Origin of the sequence: Segatella salivae F0493 (genome assembly GCF_000477535.1) — a bacterium.
GTDB classification, from domain to species: domain Bacteria; phylum Bacteroidota; class Bacteroidia; order Bacteroidales; family Bacteroidaceae; genus Prevotella; species Prevotella salivae.
Map to the genome: position 1 here is coordinate 258,767 of NZ_AWGW01000007.1, position 17,877 is coordinate 276,643.

Below are 17,877 nucleotides of genomic sequence, written 5' to 3' on the forward strand. Positions count from 1 at the left end.
GCTCTTTTCATCTCTATCATCTTATTTGGGGTGTAGAGTTATGCAGTGTTTTATGAATTATCACGCTGCTGTTTGTTTGAATCTGCAACAGGTTTAATCAGCAACGAGGCTGCAATACTAATCACTAAGACAGCCAAAATAATGACAAGTGACCACATCGCGTCTATCTCAACGAATTTATGAATGAGTAGTTTTACACCGATAAATAATAGTAAGACGCTCACACCTAACTTCAAATAGCGGAACTTATCGGCTATAGCGGCCAGGAGAAAGAACATTGCACGCAAACCAAGTATAGCGAAAATGTTTGAGAAAAAGACTACATAAGGGTCGAGACTAACGGAGAATACCGCAGGAATACTATCGAAAGCGAAGATTAAATCGCTAAACTCTATCACAAGAACGGTAACGAAGAGTGGCGTGATGCAAAGCAATCCTTTTACTCCTTTGCCTACCAGCTCGTAATCATTTCCCTTCTTTATTGCTCGAACAAAGAAGTTATCACCTTCAAATCTTGGGTAAACATGGAAATATTTCGATAGGAATTTCACCATGGGATGATGCTGCACGTCGATGGATTCTTGCTTGTTGCGGTCCCGATACATCTTATATGCACTATAAACTAACACAAAGCCGAAGACAATCAATACCCAATCGAAACGATTGATGATAGCAGCGCCTGCAAAGATAAATACAAAGCGCAGTACGATCGCACCCAAAATACCCCAGTTAAGTACGTGTTGATACTCGGTGTTTTTTACCCCAAAAGAAGTAAAAATCATCATCATCACGAAAAGGTTATCAACAGATAACGTCTTCTCTATTAAGTAACCAGAGAGATAAGAGATAGTCATATAATGACGATATGACTGTAAACTCGCCTCGAAATCATTAGGATTGAGCTTGAGATGTGAGGCATATCGCGATGCAACTCCTTGCAAATCGGCGTAACTATGAATGCCATGTACAAGGTCACCATAGTACCAAAGGAACGCAGAAAAAGCCAAAGCAAGTGTTATCCAGACAAGCGTCCACGTACCAGCTTCCTTGATTGACACGACATGTGCTTTGCGATCAATAACCAACATGTCAAGAATGAGGATGCCAGCAATAAAGACTATGAAGCCAATTAAAAAGAGAATTTCTGTTGAAAACATTATATTGATTTGATTAAACGAATCTTATGATATACTGATGTTATAGTCCAAGCAACGCCTTGAACTGGTTTTCTTTCCACAAAGCATAACCCGTCACACCAAGAAAGGCCAGAAACACGAAGACAAGGACAATCTTTTTACCTTGTGGACCAGCCTTTTCTATTGGCATAGTTGCACTTTGAAGCGTCGTAAAAGCAGGCGTAACTTCTTGCACTCTTGCGTAAGCTGCCTGCAAGTTTGCAGCCAAAGAGTTGTATGTATTGAACTGTAACTGCATGTCGTTCTCTAAGTCTTCCTGTTTACTTCGAACGCTTTCAAGAATCAAATCCTGATTACTATCGCTGAAAGAACCATAGAGTTGGCGCGCCTTTTCATAGCGACGCTTCGCTTCTAAGCATAGTTTCTTCGTATTTTCCAAGTCATTTCGCGCCTTGTTTGTACGATATTTCGTGATGAATTCTTGTAGTCGTGACTTCACGGAATCAGCCATAGTAGCCGATATTAAGGGGTCTTGATCTGTCACACTAATAGTGATTACGCCCGTCTTATCATCCACATCACAAACCACATTCTTTTGAATGGCCATCATGATTGCTGTTTGTTGCTTTGTCAAACGAAACGTATTAAGTCGCTCTTTCCTTATCGTGTCCTTCCCAGAAAATAGCGTTCGCCACCAAGGTTTCTTCTGATTGTAAAGCAAATAGTCGTAATAACTCATCATATTCTTGCTGTCTTTACGATGCACTTTAATATCAAAGAGACTACCTTTGAAGTCAACCGAGTTCATCAAATCAGGGTAAAGGTTAGGCGTAATGGCATCCATATCCTTGTTGTTACTACCTCCTAACTTCACACCGAAGCTCGAAGCAAGTGAGCTTAATGAGCCTCCTGAGCCTCCATTTAATGAGAGTTCAGGGACTAACATCACTTGACATTCATAATAAGGGGGCAGAGATTTTGTGATAATGGCACCTATAATAACTGCTGCCGGAATCCAAATGGCGTAGGCTTTCCAATGCTTTTTCAATGCCGAAAATAAGGCTTTGAAGTCTATAGAGGTTTCTTCCTCTTCCCATTGAGCATTATCTTGTTGACGATTTTCTTCGTTCATACTGGATGAAATGTTTTAAGTGATTTCGTGAATCCTTTTATTTTATCAAGTTACCTATTGTTGCTATCATCGTAGCAAGCGACGCAATACTCGTTCCTATGCTAAGAACATGAGAGAAACTATTACCATTTGACTTCGGCTTACTGGGCACAATAATCTCACATCCGGGTTCAATCTTGTGCTTACCAGCTTCACTTACACGACCATTTTGATAGACAATAAACGTCTTTGAGTGCTTAGCGCGCGTACCAAATCCACCTGCTTGATTGATGTAATACCTGTAGTTTCGTCCATCTTCATAAGCAACCGTGTTGGGATACATCACATCTCCACTAATCTTCACCGTTCCGTTATAGATCGGAACGACAAGTTTGTCGCCCTCACGAAGCACAAGATCGCTGTTCGACCCTGGGTTTTTGAGCGCTTTATCAAGTTCAATTCCAACGTAATATGTTTCTGCTGAGTCGAGAAGATTCGTGTTAACACTGTCTTTTCCGGTTTGATTGTTGACGACACGCATTACTGCTTTCATGCGAATTCGCTCGTCTTCATTAATCTTTCTCTCTATTCTTGCTCCATGAACATAAGCCTCTTGCGTGACTCCTCCAGCCATTTTGACAAGATCACTCAGTCGAGTGTTCTTATTATTCAGCGTATATGTGCCTGCGAAAATTACCTCACCACTTACTGAAACATTTCGTTGTGGCTGATAACCTGGGCTTCTTCGTACATAAACTTCATCGTAAGGTTGGAGTTTAAAGCCATTCGTTCCATCGATAACAAAGCCATCTTTCAGGGTGAAATTATATGTCTTTGCTATCTCGTTGGATGCAGTTGTTGCCGCAGGGTCAATGATTCGGCGTGACACATCGACTTTAGCTGTCGAGGCAGCATCGGTTAATCCGCCCGCTTGCATAATGAAATCTTCAATCGTTTCGTTATCCGCGTATTGGTAAACTCCAGGGAATTGCACCTCTCCATGAATCGTAATGGTGCGTGCAGTAGTGCGATCACTCTGGGTAGGAATAAAGAGAACGTCTTCGTTTTTCAATGGAATGTCGGCCACACTCCCATCGAGTATGCCCTTAACATCAACCGCAATAACCTCTAATGTGCGGTCTTTTTTCAAACGATGTAACACGGCATGCTCTGTGTAAGCATCCTCTGTAACTCCTTCTGCGTGCTGAATCAGCGAACGAACACTATTGATTTCTTTACCCAACTGATATAATCCTGGGCGGAAAACGGCACCTTTTATCTCAATCATATTATCGTAACGATTGAGTATTGAGTCTACACTGATCACATCACCATCGGCAACTCGGAAGTTATTCATTTCGAATTCACCTACATTATAGACTGACTTCTCGCGACCAGTTGACCTTAACAACCTCACCGATTTGCGGTAAGCATTCCCTGCAAAGCCACCTGCATAGCGAATGATTGAAGCCACACTTTCGTTCTTTCTCATTTCATACGTCATGGGACGCTTTACAGATCCGCTCACATCTACTAAGCAATCATAAGGTCCAACAACGATAACATCATTGTCTTGTAGACGGATATTGCCGGTCAATCTGCCATTTAAGATGTAATCATATACATCAACAACTGTCGCCAAACGACCGCTTCTATAAACCTTTATGTTGCGTAATGTTCCCAAACCATTAATTCCTCCTGCCATATAAAGGGCGTGAAAGACGCTTGCAAAGGCACTAATCGTGTAAGTACCCGGCACTTTTACTTCACCCATTACATTGACTATAATCGTTCGTGTCTGTCCAATTGTCGTCTTAATTTGGCTGCTACTGTAGCGAGAACCTAAGGTTCGACGTATCTTTGCATTAGCCGCTGCGACAGACATCCCACTTACATAGATTGGCCCATAACCCGGAACAGTGACTGTTCCCTCTGGAGAGACGGTCAAAGTCTCGGTCTTTTGCGACGCGCCGAAAATCTCAATAACGACTTGATCGCCTACTCCTATGGTATAATTTGTGGGAGTTGCGATGTTCATATTGGGCTCAAAGCTCAATAGTTTGTTGTTAAAGATGTCACGACCAAACACCTTTTTGCCTCCAGGCGATAACACTTCTTCTACATGATTGTCTATGTTTTGCTGCACTTGCACGTATTGTTGAGCTGCAAGTTCTTGCGATGTTTGGTCTAACTTCATATTTCCCGACGTCAGCATCTGCGGTTGTGAGTCGTTATCCTTACGCAAAACACCACTTGAAGTGACTGTAGTTGGCGTGCCATTCTTGGTCTGTAACTGACTCTGATATTGGTCTCTGACCCGTCGAATCTGGTCAATCTGCACGCCACGCTGCATAAGTTTCGTGACGATTTGCCCGTTTGAAGTACCCGCTTTGTGTTCTTTCTGGTAGAATTGCATTACCTGACTATCGCTCATCTGCGCAAAACAGCCTATGCAAATGATAGAGAAGAACACACAAAAGAGAATTCTTTTCATAGCTATATCTTGTATTTTATTTTTCCTTATGCAATAAAAAAATAGAGTTAATAGACCTATTGAAAGCCCTTCTAACACATCTTCTCAGCTTCTTTGCCAACGATTATCCCATCACAGCATCAACATCAGAAAACGAAAAGACACATTTCCCTCCTATTATATGGTGCAAATTTACAAAAAACAACGATTGATAACGAATTTATTGCTATCAAAATGCAAAATAATTTAAGCCATATCGCCCGTAACCTGTTTTGAATCATTGGCATAACCAGCTGCAACGATATCCTACATCAATACAAAAGTGCCTCTGCATGCAAGCTATTCTGTCTATCATAGGCTTCTTTTGTCACTGCAGTTCATGTAAAACGACCCAGGGTAGACTACGCTTTCGCTTGTCAACCATAGGCTATAAAGAGTACAACGCCTACAGCGTTGCCACCTCAATAAATACAAGGTGTGTAACTATTGCATGGGAATAATGCGATTAGTGTTATGCCTTCCCTTATAAACCCTAATAAATTCATAATATGAAATGACGCAAATCGTCTTGTAATTTGCCGTGTTTTACCGCATGAAATGATACAGATTGTCCATCAATTTGATGCAAATTACATCGAGTTTCAACGTTATTTCAAGGCACATTTGCAACAATTCTCATAACCTCCTGACTATCATTACGTTGCAAATCAGCCAAAATCAGCAATAATTTGAATAGAGAGAGCAACAGCTTTCAAATTCACTTGTTATACAATATGAATTGTAAATATAAATCATTAGATTTAACACATTCTCTTATTTGCATTATTACAAGAGATTAGTTGAAACAAAAAAAGTGTCTTACAGGAAGACTACAGCCTGCAAGACACGCCATCATGATCGCTATCATGAATTTTATTTCAATTCTATGGAAATGTAATCATTTTGATTTCCGTCTTTCTTCCCGGCGAGTTTCACGGCAGCTTTCGAGCCCCTTTTCATGACAATAACATTCTTTATCAAGTTAGGTGCAAGCTTATCTACCTCTATTTTCGTTGCATTCTTACCATTAATGATATACACAATGTGGTCTTCTTTGCGCGTTTTAATAATAACCACGCCGTTCTTTCCAGCCTCTCCATAAGATAAAGCCTCTTTAGAACCAGGCTTAAACACAGTCACCGAAGCGATATTGGTAAGGTCAATACCTTCCAATCCATTTTTCTTCTCAACACCATCTACGATATATAGCAACTTATCTTTCTTGATAACAAGCTTATATTTGCCTTTATTCTCCCCCTCATCAAAAATCTTTGGGATATCAATTTTCCAACCGTCAAGCTTCACTTTCAGGTTTTTCAGGCTGTCGGCCGTTGTTATCCGATGAACGAAACACTCCGTTCCAGGCTCTATTTTATAATCTAATATCACCTTATCCTTTAGTTGCGAACCATCAAAATTGGTTATTTCCCTCCCATCGATGATATATTTCTCGGTGGTTTTTGACGTTTGTGCACTGCTCGAAGCCATGAAGAGAGCGGCACAAAAGATTGTAATGATAAATCGTTTCATACTATATATTTTTAAAAATGAACTTCTATTAAAACACGGAGAAAGCTAAATTGCCCCGCTCCTGCTATCAAACTGCCAGTTCGTTTGCCAGTAGACACACCGCCATTCCTACTCATCTTCTAATGCAAACAGCTGCATATTGCCATCATTATCACACGGAATTGCTAAGAATTTATAAGGAGTTGCAGTATCAGCTGACACTATCACCGCTGCATTTCCTATCGGTATCATTTCTATTTCCTTATCTTTTTTAAGGGCAATATCAGCTAAATAACGCACTCTTCCTATCATTTCAGGAGTAGAAAGACGCTCTTTTATCGCCCTTTTTACCTGCTTAGGACTGACATTCTGTTTCGTTTTATATGGAGTTTTAGCCTTTATTGTCCTAAAAATAGAATCATTTTCAATCGCTTTTTGACTCACTGAATCTGGCGAAACAAGTGCCATAGCCTTTCCGGTGGTATGCTTTTCTATCGTAGAAAGCTTAGAAACAACTGCGGTTTGATTGGATTTCAGATAAAAACTAATTGTAAACAGCACCAGGATTGAGGCTGCAATGCCCGACAAATAAACGATAAGTTTCTTTGATTTCAGTGACTTTCGCCCCTGAATGATCGCTTCATACTCTTCAGAAAGGTCACTTTCGTACTCTTCTTCAAAGGCAAAAGTATTGTGAATGGTGTTGCATAACAGCGCAACCTCACGTTCGTCATCATCCGGTTGATGTGTAGCGAAGTAACCACTAAGCTCCTTTTCTTCCTCAACAGAAGTCTCTGCATTGAGAAAACGCTGTATTAACGCCATGCGTTCCGCCTTGTTATCTATCGTTGTTTGGTTCATCTCAATCGCTTTAATTGGTCAGTTATTTGTTTGCGGGCAGCCGAAATAGACGTCTTAATGCTTGTTTTCGGTCGGTTAAAAAGCAGTGCAATATCATCTAAAGTCATCCCTTCCACATTACGAAGATAAAGGATTTTGCGCGTGGCTTTAGGCAATTGATTAAACAACCGAAGGCCCATTTGCCCCCATTCTGTATCTTCCAACATGGCAGAAGCACTATCAGAGGCCATGAAATCTCGGTCAGAAAGCGACACGTTTCCTTTGCTTTTGAGTTGTCGATAGCGTGAAACGCAATGATTACGTGACATGCGATTAACCCACGCTTCAAGCCTTTCGACCTCGTCAAGTCGGTCACGATAGCGCCACAACAAGATGAGAACTTCCTGTACAACATCGTCAATTTCCTCTTCCATTTGTAGGGAAACAAAAAACCTTCTGACGATACTTTCAATCTCAGGTCTTGCAAGTTGTACTATATGTTCATAGGCCTTTTCGTCCATTTTCTACTGTCTGTTCATATAAATGACGTAAAAAATGCTCAAAAGTAAAGATGATTTTTGAAAAAAATAATAATAAATTGCTAAATACTTTGATACACTCCAGTATTAAAAATGAATCATATCCCCACGCAAACAAAGGCTAACGCCGATAAATAAACAAAGACTTTACGCAAGAACAGACGCATTTTTATGTCGTGATTCAAGGGTTAATAGGCCTCACGATACTTGTTTTCGTCTTTATCTTCAAGCATATTTAGATAACTTTGATAGCGACTTTGGGCGATAAAATGGTCGTCTATAGCCTTCAATACGGCACAACCTGGCTCATGAGTATGCGTGCAATTACTGAACTTACAGCCTTTAGAGAAGTGGAAAATCTCAGGGAAATAGCTTGTAAGTTCTTCGGGTTCCATGTTAAAAGTGCCAAAACCTTTGATGCCGGGAGTGTCAATAATATAGCCACCTTCAGGCAGTTCGAGCATCTCACTGAATGTCGTTGTGTGCATACCTGTATTGTGTGCGTCGCTGATTTCAGCCGTTCTAAGGTTTGCTTCGGGTAAGATTTTGTTGATAAGTGTGCTTTTTCCCACGCCACTATTACCGCTTAAGAGCGTTATTTTGCCTTTCAATAGCGCATGAAGTCCATCGACTCCCTCGCCAGTAGTAGCCGAAACCTCACGACATTCATAGCCAATCGTCTCATAAAGATGAATCATCGACTGCTGGTAATGGCGCTCATCATCCGATAAAATATCACATTTATTGAACACAAGTACCACAGGTACGCTATAAGCTTCAGCCGAAGCAAGGAACCGATCGATAAAGGTTGTACTGGTTTGAGGGTAGTTTACCGTCACAATTAGAAACGCTTGATCGACATTTGCGGCAAGAATGTGGCTTTGTTTACTAAGGTTTTGCGATTTACGTATAATGTAATTGCGACGTTCTTCTATGTGAGTAATGAACGCCGTTCCCTCTGAATTAAGAGCTATTTCCACATTATCTCCAACAGCAACTGGGTTAGTACTGCGGATACCTTTAAGGCGGAAATTGCCCTTAATCTTACATTCGACAACTTTTCCTGTATCAGTTTTGACGGAATACCAGCTGCCAGTGTTCTTTATTACTAAGCCTTTCAATGTGCAAACTATACGGTCATAATCTCCTTTTGCTTCTCATTGAGGAGGTCATCTATTCTCTTTATGAACTTATCATGTACCTTTTGAAGGTCGTTTTCGGCATCTTTCTCAAGATCTTCTGATAGTCCTTCCTTAATCGCCTTTTTGAGTTTGTCTTTCACTTCACCGCGAACATTGCGCACTTCGACTTTAGTGCGCTCGCCAATCTTGTTACATTGCTTCACAAGTTCCTTGCGACGCTCTTCTGTTGGCTGTGGAATTCCAAGACGAATCACCTCTCCATTGTTCTCAGGAGTAATGCCAACACCACTATCCATGATAGCTTTCTCAATGTCCTTAATGGCTTTTTTGTCCCAAGGACGAATGGCAATAGTACGTGCATCGGGTGTAGAAATGTTGGCTACTTGGTTTAATGGCACCTTACTTCCATAGGAGTCAACCTTCACTCCATCAAGAATTGCAGTGTTAGCACGGCCTGCTCGTATATGAGTTAGCTCGTCTGCAAGGTACATTGCGGCCATTTCCATGCGCTCTTGCGCGTCACTTAATGTTGCTTTTACATCTATCATATTTAATTGTTTTGGTTTCTATTCGACAAAATTAGATATTAATTTTCATTCTTCCAACCTTTTTCTTAAAATATTTTCAAGCTTTTCGAGATAGTAAGCATCAACAGAATCAAAGGCCGAAAGCATCTTGCTATCAATATCAATGACGCCCCAGACGTTGCCATTCGACTGATGAAGCGGCACAACGATTTCTGAACGAGACAATGAAGAGCATGCAATGTGCCCCGGAAATGCCTCAACATCGTCGACAATCAGTGTGCGGTTTTCCGCCCAAGCCGTTCCACACACCCCACGACCACGCCCAATGTGCATGCACGCTACAGTGCCTTGGAATGGTCCAAGCTGTAATTCTTCTCCATGAACTAAATAAAAACCTGTCCAAAAGAAGCGTTCGGGAAAGGCAAAATGAAGTGCAGACGCAACATTAGCAAGTACACTTGTCACGTTCTTTTCGCCCAAAATGAGTTGCGCTATCTGTTTACAAAGCGTCTCATAAGCCTGTGTTTTCTCACTCGAAGTCATCGATTCAGCTCCTTTTCTACAAGGTTTGTCAATTCAACAAACTGCCGAACACTGAGTTGTTCTGGCCGTTTCGTCATCATTTCTAACGTGAAGAACTCCGCACTTGCAGGCTGTTCTTTTGAAAACATCTGCTTAATGCTTACACGAAGCATCTTTCTTCGCTGGTTAAAAACAGTCTTAACCAATCGCTTAAAGAGTCTTTCATCACAACCAAGTTCTTTCACTTGGTTACGCATCATACGGATAACAGCACTCTTTACCTTAGGAGGTGGGTTGAAAACTGACTCATCTACCGTAAAGAGATATTCCACATCATACCACGCTTGCACTAAGACGGAGAGTATACCATAGGCTTTTGAGCCTGGTCCGGCAGCCATTCGGAGGGCCACTTCACGTTGAATCATGCCCGTACAACATGGAATCAAGTCTTTGTTATCAAGCATTTTGAAGAATATTTGCGATGAAATGTCATAGGGATAATTGCCAGTTAACACGAAGGGTTCATGTGAAAACACCTTGCAAAGGTCCATGCGTAGGAAGTCCTCTCCAATGATATTATCTCTTAATTCAGGGTATTTCTCATGCAGAAATGCCACTGATTCGCGGTCTATTTCGACCGCTTTCACCTTACGATTCTTCGTCACTAAGTATTGTGTTAACACGCCCATTCCGGGGCCAATCTCAAGGATTGGTATCGCAGGACAAGCGTCAACAGTGTCTGCTATGCGTTTAGCGATGTTCAAATCTGTAAGGAAATGCTGTCCAAGATGCTTCTTTGCTCTTACTAATTTCATGCAATATAGGATGTGTTATAGGCTACAAAATTAAACAATAAGCCTCAACCTTCAAAATAAAAGCATAAAAAAATAGCACATCAGAGCATGCTCCAATGTGCCATTTTATAATATCTAATCTAATAATTTGCTTTTCAATGAGCGGTCTTCGCTATTAGCGAAGCTTACCGCTTAAGTTAATTGCCTGTGCAACCATTACTGCAACAACGGCAAATGACATTAATGTTACCATAATCTTTACCTTTCTTTTAATTGTTATCCTTTAATTTTCACGATGCAAAGGTAATATGATTTTGATGTGTACGCAAACAAATCACACAATAACTACTATTTTCTTGTATTTTATTGACCTATATCAAACGCTCTTCTTTGCGTAGTGTTTTCTGGAAATACATCCGATATAATACCCCAGCTACCGTTAAACCAAAGGGGAAAGCGCTCCAAATGCCAACCAAACCACCATTGAACACAATGCCAAGTACATAGCCTAAAGGCAGTGTTATGACGAAATAGGCCAAGAAAGCTACAAGCATCAACGGCTTAACATTCGACAAACCACGCAAAGCATTGGCATAGTTGGCCTGCATACCATCGCCAAACTGATAGATGATAAATGGGATAATCGTCAATGAAACCATGCCAATAACTTCCTGAGAGTCGGTGAACAAGCCGCCAATTACATTGCGAAAACAAAATATCGGAATGCTAACGACAACGGCCATCAATAGGATTAATTGCATGCCTGCACGTGCGGTTGTGTTGCAATTTGCATAATCTTTCTGACCATGATAATAGCTAACACGAATCGCAACGGCTGCCGCCATACCATAATATAACATGTAACCAAGCTGACTTATGGTTAACATCACCTGATGGGTAGCCAGAGAAACCGTTCCAATCCAACCCACCATGACACTCGAAAGACTAAAAGCGGCTGTCTCCATCCCCATTTGTAAGGCCAAAGGCCAACCCTGTTTGTTTTGGTAAATAAAGTCTTTCCTGCTGACTTTTGCTTCAAACAAGCCCTTACGATAGGCCGAATAGCGACGCCGAAAGAATAAGATGACAAGCACAAATGACATGAAAACGCGCGACAAAAACGTTGAAACGCCTGCACCAAACAAGCCCCATTCAGGCAAACCAAGCTTGCCATAGATGAGTAAGTAATTACCAATGATGTTGAGAACATTACCGATTATCATCACCATCATAGGCACTATGGTCTCTGTTTTGCCGTCATAAAACTGCTTCATTGTATTGAAAAGTACGACAAAAGGGATGGAAACAAAGTTCACAACAAAGTAGGGTCGCATCAGCGAAAGCAACTCTTCAGGCTGTCCAAGACGGCCAATGTTGAGATAAAGTAAGCCCATCGCCAACATCAACACTAACGCAAGAACGGCTCCCGAGGCTAAACCCACCTTCAAAGCAGCCCCAATTTCGTCCTTCTTTCCCTGCCCATAGAGTTTCCCAATGATAGGCGTCAGCCCATAAGAAAAGCCAAGTCCGAAGAGCAAAGCAAGCGTAAACATGTTTGTTACGAAGCTCGCCGCAGCCAATTCTTGTAGAGAATGGTGACCAATCATCAATGTATCAGCAAACCCAAGCACAATAACACCGAGCTGACCAATCGTTATAGGCACGCCAATACGCACCAAATAAGGATACTGTGCAGTATACTTTTTGAGATAATCTAACATGTGTTTATTTGTTTCTACATTATAAATAGCTGCTATAGACGGGTATTTACGGTAACCGGTAGAAACGTCTGACCCATTACAGACCTATATAACAGCGTGGCAAAGGTAAGGAAAAAAACAGAAAAATGCAAGAGAATGAATGAAGATTTCCCACAAACTAAAGCATAAAACAAACGTCCATAACAAACCATAAACATCAAATCGCAAACTGAAGTTGTAAAGAAATACTGCTAAAAAAAGACGCTTTAAATCATGATGAAATAGAAAAAGAAACATGATTTCAATACAGCAATAAACCCCATTGCTTGACATAAGTGCGCCATTTGCCTCCCATTTTTCGGCCGTTTAAGTCATTTTACAACCCGCTTTGCCTTGAATCATACAACATTCTCCATCATTTTACACCCCTTTTTGATGCTCATCACCATGCCATTTGCGTCAAACAAGTCCATTTGCTCATGTCATTTTAGGCTACATTTAGCCTTTATTCATGCAATGCTTTCATTCTCAGCACCTTACAAACCTCACGTAAAACTCGCCTATTTACAGCCAACAGGCCTTTTGTTTTCAATAACCCCATTTCTCAAAGGCTATTTGTTAAGAAAATTACACCATTTATATCATCACACAAGAAATTAAGAATTGCGGTTTATTTAATTTCGTTAAACATCGTTTATCTTGCCATAGTTTAAGTGATTTTGTATAAATTTGTAACATTAAAACAATAAAGTGAAGAAGATATCAGCTAAATTTGTCAAGATTGTTTTGCCGCTGTTGCTCAGTGGTGCCATTCTTTATTGGATGTATCGGGACTTCGATTTCCACAGCATCAGTGATGTTTTGTTCCACAAGATGAACTGGATATGGATGCTCTTATCGTTTCCTTTCGGCATCTTGGCACAGGCTTTTCGCGGTTGGAGATGGCGACAGACGCTCGAACCTATTGGTGAAACACCACGCAATTCGACTGCCGTTAACTCCATATTCCTATCTTATGCCGTCAGTCTTGTAGTGCCTCGAATGGGTGAATTCGCACGATGTGGCGTGCTAAAACATTATGATGGCATTTCGTTTCCCAAGGCCATAGGAACCGTAGTGACTGAACGCGCCATTGATTCTCTGTTGGTTTTGCTCATAGCCCTCCTCACTTTTCTCTCCCAAATACCTATTTTCACACGCTTCTTCGCCAAGACAGGTACGCGCATTGATACGCTTTTTATGAGTTTTTCGCTTACCGGCTGGTTGGTAACAGCCTTGTGTGGCATTGCAGTTCTTGTGCTGTTATACTATCTTCTGCGTCGATTGAGCTTCATTAACAAGGTAAAAGGCACACTGAAAGGCATCTGGCAAGGGGTTAGTTCACTAAAAGATGTGCGCAACATTCCACTCTTTTTGTTCTATACATTGGCTATATGGGTGAGCTATTTTCTACACTATTATCTCACATTCTTCTGCTTTTCAGCTACCTCATCCCTATCACTTTCCTGCGCATTGGTAACGTTTATAGTCGGTAGTATCGCTGTAATCGTGCCCACACCTAACGGCGCAGGACCTTGGCATTTCGCTGTAAAGACAATGTTAATCCTATATGGTGTTGGCGAAACGGATGCGCTTTACTTCGTCCTTATCGTGCATACTGTGCAGACATTCCTCGTTATTTTACTTGGTCTTTACGCTTGGATTGCGTTGGCATTCACTAAGCGTCGTGCCACAACTTAACACTGATTATTCAATCATTTAAATCATTATATTATGAATGAAATTGCAAATCTACAGCCAACTTGCATCTGGCGAAACTTCGATGCATTAACAAAGGTGCCACGTCCATCAGGACATTTGGAGAAAGTTCAGCAGTTTTTACTCGATTTCGCAAAGCGCGTTGGCGTTGAAGCCTTTATAGATGAGGGCAACAACGTAGTCATGCGAAAGGCTGCAACGCCAGGAATGGAAAACCGAAAGACCGTACTTTTGCAGGCACATATGGACATGGTGCCACAGAAATCGCCTGAAAGCAACCATAATTTTGAAACAGATCCCATCGAAACCTATATTGATGAAGAAGGTTGGGTGAGGGCAAAAGGAACAACACTTGGTGCAGATGACGGCATTGGTGTGGCTGCTATCATGGCTATTATGGAGGCAACCGACCTTCAACATGGTCCAGTTGAAGCCCTCATCACAGCCGATGAAGAGACTGGAATGTATGGTGCCAACGACCTTCCTGAAGGCGAATTGCATGGCGATATCTTGCTAAACCTCGACTCAGAAACATGGAGTAAGTTTGTCATTGGTAGCGCAGGAGGTATTGATATCACAGCAACTCTCGACTACAAAGAGGTGGAAACAGACCCAGAAGACGCTGCTTTGAGGGTGACATTAAAGGGACTTCGTGGCGGACATTCAGGCTTAGAGATTCACGAAGGACGTGGAAACGCCAACAAACTCATGGTGCGTTTTGTCCGCGAAGCTATCGAAACATGTGAAGCCCGCTTAGTAACTTGGAACGGAGGAAACATGAGAAATGCGATTCCTTTCAAGGCAGAAGTGGTGTTGACAATGCCAAAAGAGAACGTGGAAGCAGTGAAAGAACTGGTTGACGAGTGGAAAACAGACTTTGAAGATGAATATAAGAACATCGAAAATAGTATTGAGTTTTTTGCTGAAGAGATAGAAACTCCGAAACTTGAAGTACCAGTTGAGATTCAAGATAACCTCATTGATGCCATCTATGCATGTCATAATGGCGTGATAAGAATGATTCCTTCCTACCCCGATGTAGTCGAAACATCAAGCAACTTGGCTATCATTAACATCGAAAATGGCAAGGCTGCCTTCAAGATTCTTGCGCGTTCGTCACGTGAAGACATGAAAGATTATATCGTAAAAACCCTCGAAAGCTGTTTCAATATGGCTGGAATGAAGGTGGAAACAGCTGGTAGTTATGGTGGCTGGGACCCCAATCCAGATAGTGAAATCCTGCATTTATTGAAGAAAATCTATAAGGAACAGAATGGTGAAGAGGCTGTAGTTCAGGTAGATCATGCCGGACTTGAGTGCTCAATTATCTTGGGAAAATATCCAGGAATGGATGTAGTGAGCCTCGGACCAACTATCCGTAGTCCGCACACTACAAACGAACGTTGTCAAGTTTCGACCATAGAACCCTTCTGGAAACTATTGAAGCAAGTGCTCATTGAAGTGCCTGTGAAGTAAGAACGCTATTCAAGCGTAACATAAATAAAGAGACATATTTTGCCACCTTATTATATATAGGGAGGTAGGATATGTCTCCTTTCGTTTACATCCCAAGCCAACGATGCCATGAATACTAACAAATTGCAATGGATAACAAATTTATCTAAAACACAAGCTAACTGACTTTTGTCTCTGTTCTTTTTATTAATTTTGCACGCGTATAGGCTTTTTTTAACGCAATGAATCGCATTTTTCATCACAAGATAACGCCCGTTGCCAAATGTGCAGTAGCATCATTCACGCTATTTTCACTTTGGTGTTTTTGGCATTTGCAGGCCTTCGCGGGCTTTGTGACGGCAGTTCTCGTTGTCTTAATGGTTGAACGAGTACTTCATACGACCTATACCTTTATGCAGGATGACGCAGGCAATGAGGTGTTATGTATTGAACGAGGTCGCCTCTCCCGTCGACGCATCATCCGAATTGCCGATATCGTTCAGATAACTCCACTGCAAACAGCCTTTGGAGCGAGCCAATATCTGCTCGTAAAGTATGGACCTAACCGCCTCATCAGCTTGCAACCTGATGACACTAAGGCTTTTTTGGCCGAACTAAAAACAAGACAATGAACTACATAAAATATCTATTTCTCTTGCTATCTATGCTTGCTTTGCCTGCATTTTCACAGATAGAGAACGAAACAATAGAGGATAATGATGAGAGTGATGTGGCAGATTCGGCCATGATTAGTCCGCTTTTGAACGACACTATCATTCGACCTTGGCCGCAAAATGTACAGCATAAGTTAACAAACTTACTTGAAAGTGACCTTCTAAAGACTTCACAATTGGGATTGATGGTATATGATCTTGACGCTGATAGTACCATTTTTGCGTACAACGAACGTCAACTGATGCGCCCAGCAAGTACAATGAAGCTCATCACGGCTATCACTGCAATAGACCAATTAGGTGGAGATTACCAGTTCAGAACAGAGCTTTGTTACACTGGAAAAATTGAAAACAATAAACTGATTGGTGATATTTATTGTGTAGGAGGCTTTGATCCGCGATTCAATACCGATGATCTTAACGCCTTTGTAGAAGCTATTCGCAAGATGGGAGTAGACACTATACAAGGCCATCTCTATGCAGATTTGAGCATGAAAGACTCAAAACAATACGGAGAAGGATGGTGTTGGGATGACAAAAACCCTGTATTGACACCGCTACTTGTAGGGGGAAAGGACATCTTTATGGCTCGTTTCCTTGATGCACTCACGTCACATGGCGTCTATGTTGATGCCACAATAGACGAGAAACGCAAACCAATTGATGCCTTTTGTATCGTCAATCGGTTTCATACTATAGACCAAATCTTGATGCGAATGCTAAAGGAAAGCAACAACCTTTATGCCGAAGCGATGTATTATCAGATAGCCGCGAGCACGGGAAATCACCCTGCTTCCGCAAAGAGTGCACGCAATGTAGAACGCCGTTTGGTAGATAAGATTGGCTTAGATGCCTCAAGATATAAGTTCGCCGATGGTTCTGGACTCTCCCTTTACAATTATGTTAGTGCAGAATTAGAGGTAAAAATGCTCCGTTATGCCTATAAAAATGATAACATACGCCATCATTTGATGCCGGCATTACCAATTGCTGGCGTTGACGGAACACTGAAAAAGCGAATGAAAGGAACCTTTACACGCGACAATGTAAAGGCAAAGACTGGAACGGTTACAGGCATAAGTAGTCTCGCCGGCTATTGCCAAGCGGCCAATGGACACACACTTTGCTTTGCAATTATTAACCAAGGAGTGATGCACGGACGTAATGGCAGAGCCTTTCAAGATAGAGTTTGCAACGCGCTTTGTGCTCCAAACTGATTTAAAACTTTACTTCTTCTACGGTCTTTACAATCGAATCGCCAGATGGAAGACGATAGAATCCAATGCGAACGACACGTCCAAAGTCGGCACATCCTTTTACTTTGATGTGCCGAGCCTTAGAAAAAGTAATGGTATCACGCTTACTTGGATAAGAAATTAATTGCAGAAGTTGCCGTGAACTGCCTTCTCCAATGAAGTAAATGTCCGTGCTATCAACTGCTGATTGCATTGCCGTTGAATCCTGAGATGTATGAGAACGACGAACCTTTTGACCGATAGTTGGGTCAAATTCGATGGCTGCAACAGTGTCACCTGGGTTGTCTACACGTGCAAATCGGCATGAAGTAGACGCCAACATGACAGCAACGACGCATAAAACAAATAGAAAAATCTTCTTCATATCACTTGCAAATTTAGCAAAAAATAATGATTTTATTC

At 41.5% G+C, this 17,877-nt stretch carries 16 protein-coding genes and 1 riboswitch; of the genes, 4 read left to right on the plus strand and 12 right to left on the minus strand.

The features are described 5' to 3' along the window. Positions 1-50 precede the first annotated feature (50 nt). From HMPREF9145_RS03645 to HMPREF9145_RS03695, 11 genes are all read right to left on the minus strand, one after another. The gene (locus HMPREF9145_RS03645) at positions 51-1,157 is read right to left on the minus strand and encodes a TerC/Alx family metal homeostasis membrane protein (RefSeq protein ID WP_021824967.1); all 1,107 of its coding nucleotides are present in this window, start codon (positions 1,155-1,157) and stop codon (positions 51-53) included. A 40-nt stretch (positions 1,158-1,197) separates the two neighbouring features. After that, on the minus strand, positions 1,198-2,268 hold the full coding sequence (locus tag HMPREF9145_RS03650; protein WP_021825054.1) for a GumC domain-containing protein: 1,071 nt from the start codon (positions 2,266-2,268) through the stop codon (positions 1,198-1,200). A gap of 37 nt (positions 2,269-2,305) precedes the next feature. Beyond that, complete coding sequence (locus HMPREF9145_RS03655) at positions 2,306-4,741, minus strand: SLBB domain-containing protein (RefSeq protein ID WP_021825127.1); 2,436 nt, start codon at positions 4,739-4,741, stop codon at positions 2,306-2,308. 891 nt (positions 4,742-5,632) lie between these two features. After that, positions 5,633-6,289, minus strand: a complete 657-nt coding sequence (locus tag HMPREF9145_RS03660) for a hypothetical protein (protein WP_021824807.1) — start codon at positions 6,287-6,289, stop codon at positions 5,633-5,635. 108 nt (positions 6,290-6,397) lie between these two features. Beyond that, on the minus strand, positions 6,398-7,129 hold the full coding sequence (locus tag HMPREF9145_RS03665) for a hypothetical protein (RefSeq protein ID WP_021825149.1): 732 nt from the start codon (positions 7,127-7,129) through the stop codon (positions 6,398-6,400). Then, positions 7,126-7,629: an RNA polymerase sigma factor gene (locus HMPREF9145_RS03670; protein ID WP_021825112.1), complete on the minus strand. Its 504-nt coding sequence runs from the start codon at positions 7,627-7,629 to the stop codon at positions 7,126-7,128. Before HMPREF9145_RS03670 ends, HMPREF9145_RS03665 begins: the two co-directional genes overlap by 4 nt. 206 nt (positions 7,630-7,835) lie before the next feature. Beyond that, the gene (gene rsgA, locus HMPREF9145_RS03675) at positions 7,836-8,768 is read right to left on the minus strand and encodes a ribosome small subunit-dependent GTPase A (protein ID WP_021824922.1); all 933 of its coding nucleotides are present in this window, start codon (positions 8,766-8,768) and stop codon (positions 7,836-7,838) included. Positions 8,769-8,776: 8 nt separating this feature from the next. After that, complete coding sequence (gene frr, locus HMPREF9145_RS03680; protein ID WP_007135566.1) at positions 8,777-9,337, minus strand: ribosome recycling factor; 561 nt, start codon at positions 9,335-9,337, stop codon at positions 8,777-8,779. A 45-nt stretch (positions 9,338-9,382) separates the two neighbouring features. Next, a complete protein-coding gene (locus HMPREF9145_RS03685; RefSeq protein WP_021824999.1) occupies positions 9,383-9,859 on the minus strand; it encodes a GAF domain-containing protein in 477 nt (158 codons plus the stop codon). Beyond that, positions 9,856-10,653 carry a 16S rRNA (adenine(1518)-N(6)/adenine(1519)-N(6))-dimethyltransferase RsmA gene (rsmA, locus tag HMPREF9145_RS03690; protein WP_021824945.1) on the minus strand — a complete coding sequence of 266 codons (798 nt, stop codon included), beginning with the start codon at positions 10,651-10,653 and terminating at the stop codon, positions 9,856-9,858. Before rsmA ends, HMPREF9145_RS03685 begins: the two co-directional genes overlap by 4 nt. A 350-nt stretch (positions 10,654-11,003) precedes the next feature. Further along, positions 11,004-12,353 (minus strand): MATE family efflux transporter, encoded by a 1,350-nt coding sequence (locus tag HMPREF9145_RS03695; protein WP_021824889.1) that lies wholly within the window; start codon positions 12,351-12,353, stop codon positions 11,004-11,006. A gap of 15 nt (positions 12,354-12,368) precedes the next feature. Continuing rightward, positions 12,369-12,465, minus strand: a riboswitch (purine riboswitch). 617 nt (positions 12,466-13,082) lie between these two features. Here HMPREF9145_RS03695 and HMPREF9145_RS03700 point away from each other — a divergent pair. From HMPREF9145_RS03700 to dacB, 4 genes are all read left to right on the plus strand, one after another. Further along, positions 13,083-14,072 carry a lysylphosphatidylglycerol synthase transmembrane domain-containing protein gene (locus tag HMPREF9145_RS03700; protein WP_021825152.1) on the plus strand — a complete coding sequence of 330 codons (990 nt, stop codon included), beginning with the start codon at positions 13,083-13,085 and terminating at the stop codon, positions 14,070-14,072. 33 nt (positions 14,073-14,105) lie between these two features. Next, positions 14,106-15,566 carry an aminoacyl-histidine dipeptidase gene (locus HMPREF9145_RS03705; protein ID WP_021824886.1) on the plus strand — a complete coding sequence of 487 codons (1,461 nt, stop codon included), beginning with the start codon at positions 14,106-14,108 and terminating at the stop codon, positions 15,564-15,566. Between the two features lie 221 nt (positions 15,567-15,787). After that, positions 15,788-16,177, plus strand: a complete 390-nt coding sequence (locus HMPREF9145_RS03710) for a PH domain-containing protein (protein ID WP_036906406.1) — start codon at positions 15,788-15,790, stop codon at positions 16,175-16,177. After that, the gene (gene dacB / locus HMPREF9145_RS03715; RefSeq protein ID WP_021824816.1) at positions 16,174-17,436 is read left to right on the plus strand and encodes a D-alanyl-D-alanine carboxypeptidase/D-alanyl-D-alanine endopeptidase; all 1,263 of its coding nucleotides are present in this window, start codon (positions 16,174-16,176) and stop codon (positions 17,434-17,436) included. Before HMPREF9145_RS03710 ends, dacB begins: the two co-directional genes overlap by 4 nt. A 1-nt stretch (position 17,437) precedes the next feature. Here the strand turns inward: dacB and HMPREF9145_RS03720 are convergent, their stop codons facing one another. Next, positions 17,438-17,839 (minus strand): hypothetical protein, encoded by a 402-nt coding sequence (locus tag HMPREF9145_RS03720; RefSeq protein ID WP_021824878.1) that lies wholly within the window; start codon positions 17,837-17,839, stop codon positions 17,438-17,440. Between the last annotated feature and the right edge of the window lie 38 nt (positions 17,840-17,877).

Excerpts from the sequence above, each read along its gene's own strand:
- HMPREF9145_RS03645 (WP_021824967.1), bottom strand. The coding sequence starts at position 1,157 with ATGTTTTCAACAGAAATTCTCTTTTTAATTGGCTTCATAGTCTTTATT.
- HMPREF9145_RS03650 (WP_021825054.1), bottom strand. The coding sequence starts at position 2,268 with ATGAACGAAGAAAATCGTCAACAAGATAATGCTCAATGGGAAGAGGAA.
- HMPREF9145_RS03655 (WP_021825127.1), bottom strand. The coding sequence starts at position 4,741 with ATGAAAAGAATTCTCTTTTGTGTGTTCTTCTCTATCATTTGCATAGGC.
- HMPREF9145_RS03660 (WP_021824807.1), bottom strand. The coding sequence starts at position 6,289 with ATGAAACGATTTATCATTACAATCTTTTGTGCCGCTCTCTTCATGGCT.
- HMPREF9145_RS03665 (WP_021825149.1), bottom strand. The coding sequence starts at position 7,129 with ATGAACCAAACAACGATAGATAACAAGGCGGAACGCATGGCGTTAATA.
- HMPREF9145_RS03670 (WP_021825112.1), bottom strand. The coding sequence starts at position 7,629 with ATGGACGAAAAGGCCTATGAACATATAGTACAACTTGCAAGACCTGAG.
- frr (WP_007135566.1), bottom strand. The coding sequence starts at position 9,337 with ATGATAGATGTAAAAGCAACATTAAGTGACGCGCAAGAGCGCATGGAA.
- HMPREF9145_RS03685 (WP_021824999.1), bottom strand. The coding sequence starts at position 9,859 with ATGACTTCGAGTGAGAAAACACAGGCTTATGAGACGCTTTGTAAACAG.
- rsmA (WP_021824945.1), bottom strand. The coding sequence starts at position 10,653 with ATGAAATTAGTAAGAGCAAAGAAGCATCTTGGACAGCATTTCCTTACA.
- HMPREF9145_RS03695 (WP_021824889.1), bottom strand. The coding sequence starts at position 12,353 with ATGTTAGATTATCTCAAAAAGTATACTGCACAGTATCCTTATTTGGTG.
- HMPREF9145_RS03705 (WP_021824886.1), top strand. The coding sequence starts at position 14,106 with ATGAATGAAATTGCAAATCTACAGCCAACTTGCATCTGGCGAAACTTC.
- HMPREF9145_RS03710 (WP_036906406.1), top strand. The coding sequence starts at position 15,788 with ATGAATCGCATTTTTCATCACAAGATAACGCCCGTTGCCAAATGTGCA.
- dacB (WP_021824816.1), top strand. The coding sequence starts at position 16,174 with ATGAACTACATAAAATATCTATTTCTCTTGCTATCTATGCTTGCTTTG.
- HMPREF9145_RS03720 (WP_021824878.1), bottom strand. The coding sequence starts at position 17,839 with ATGAAGAAGATTTTTCTATTTGTTTTATGCGTCGTTGCTGTCATGTTG.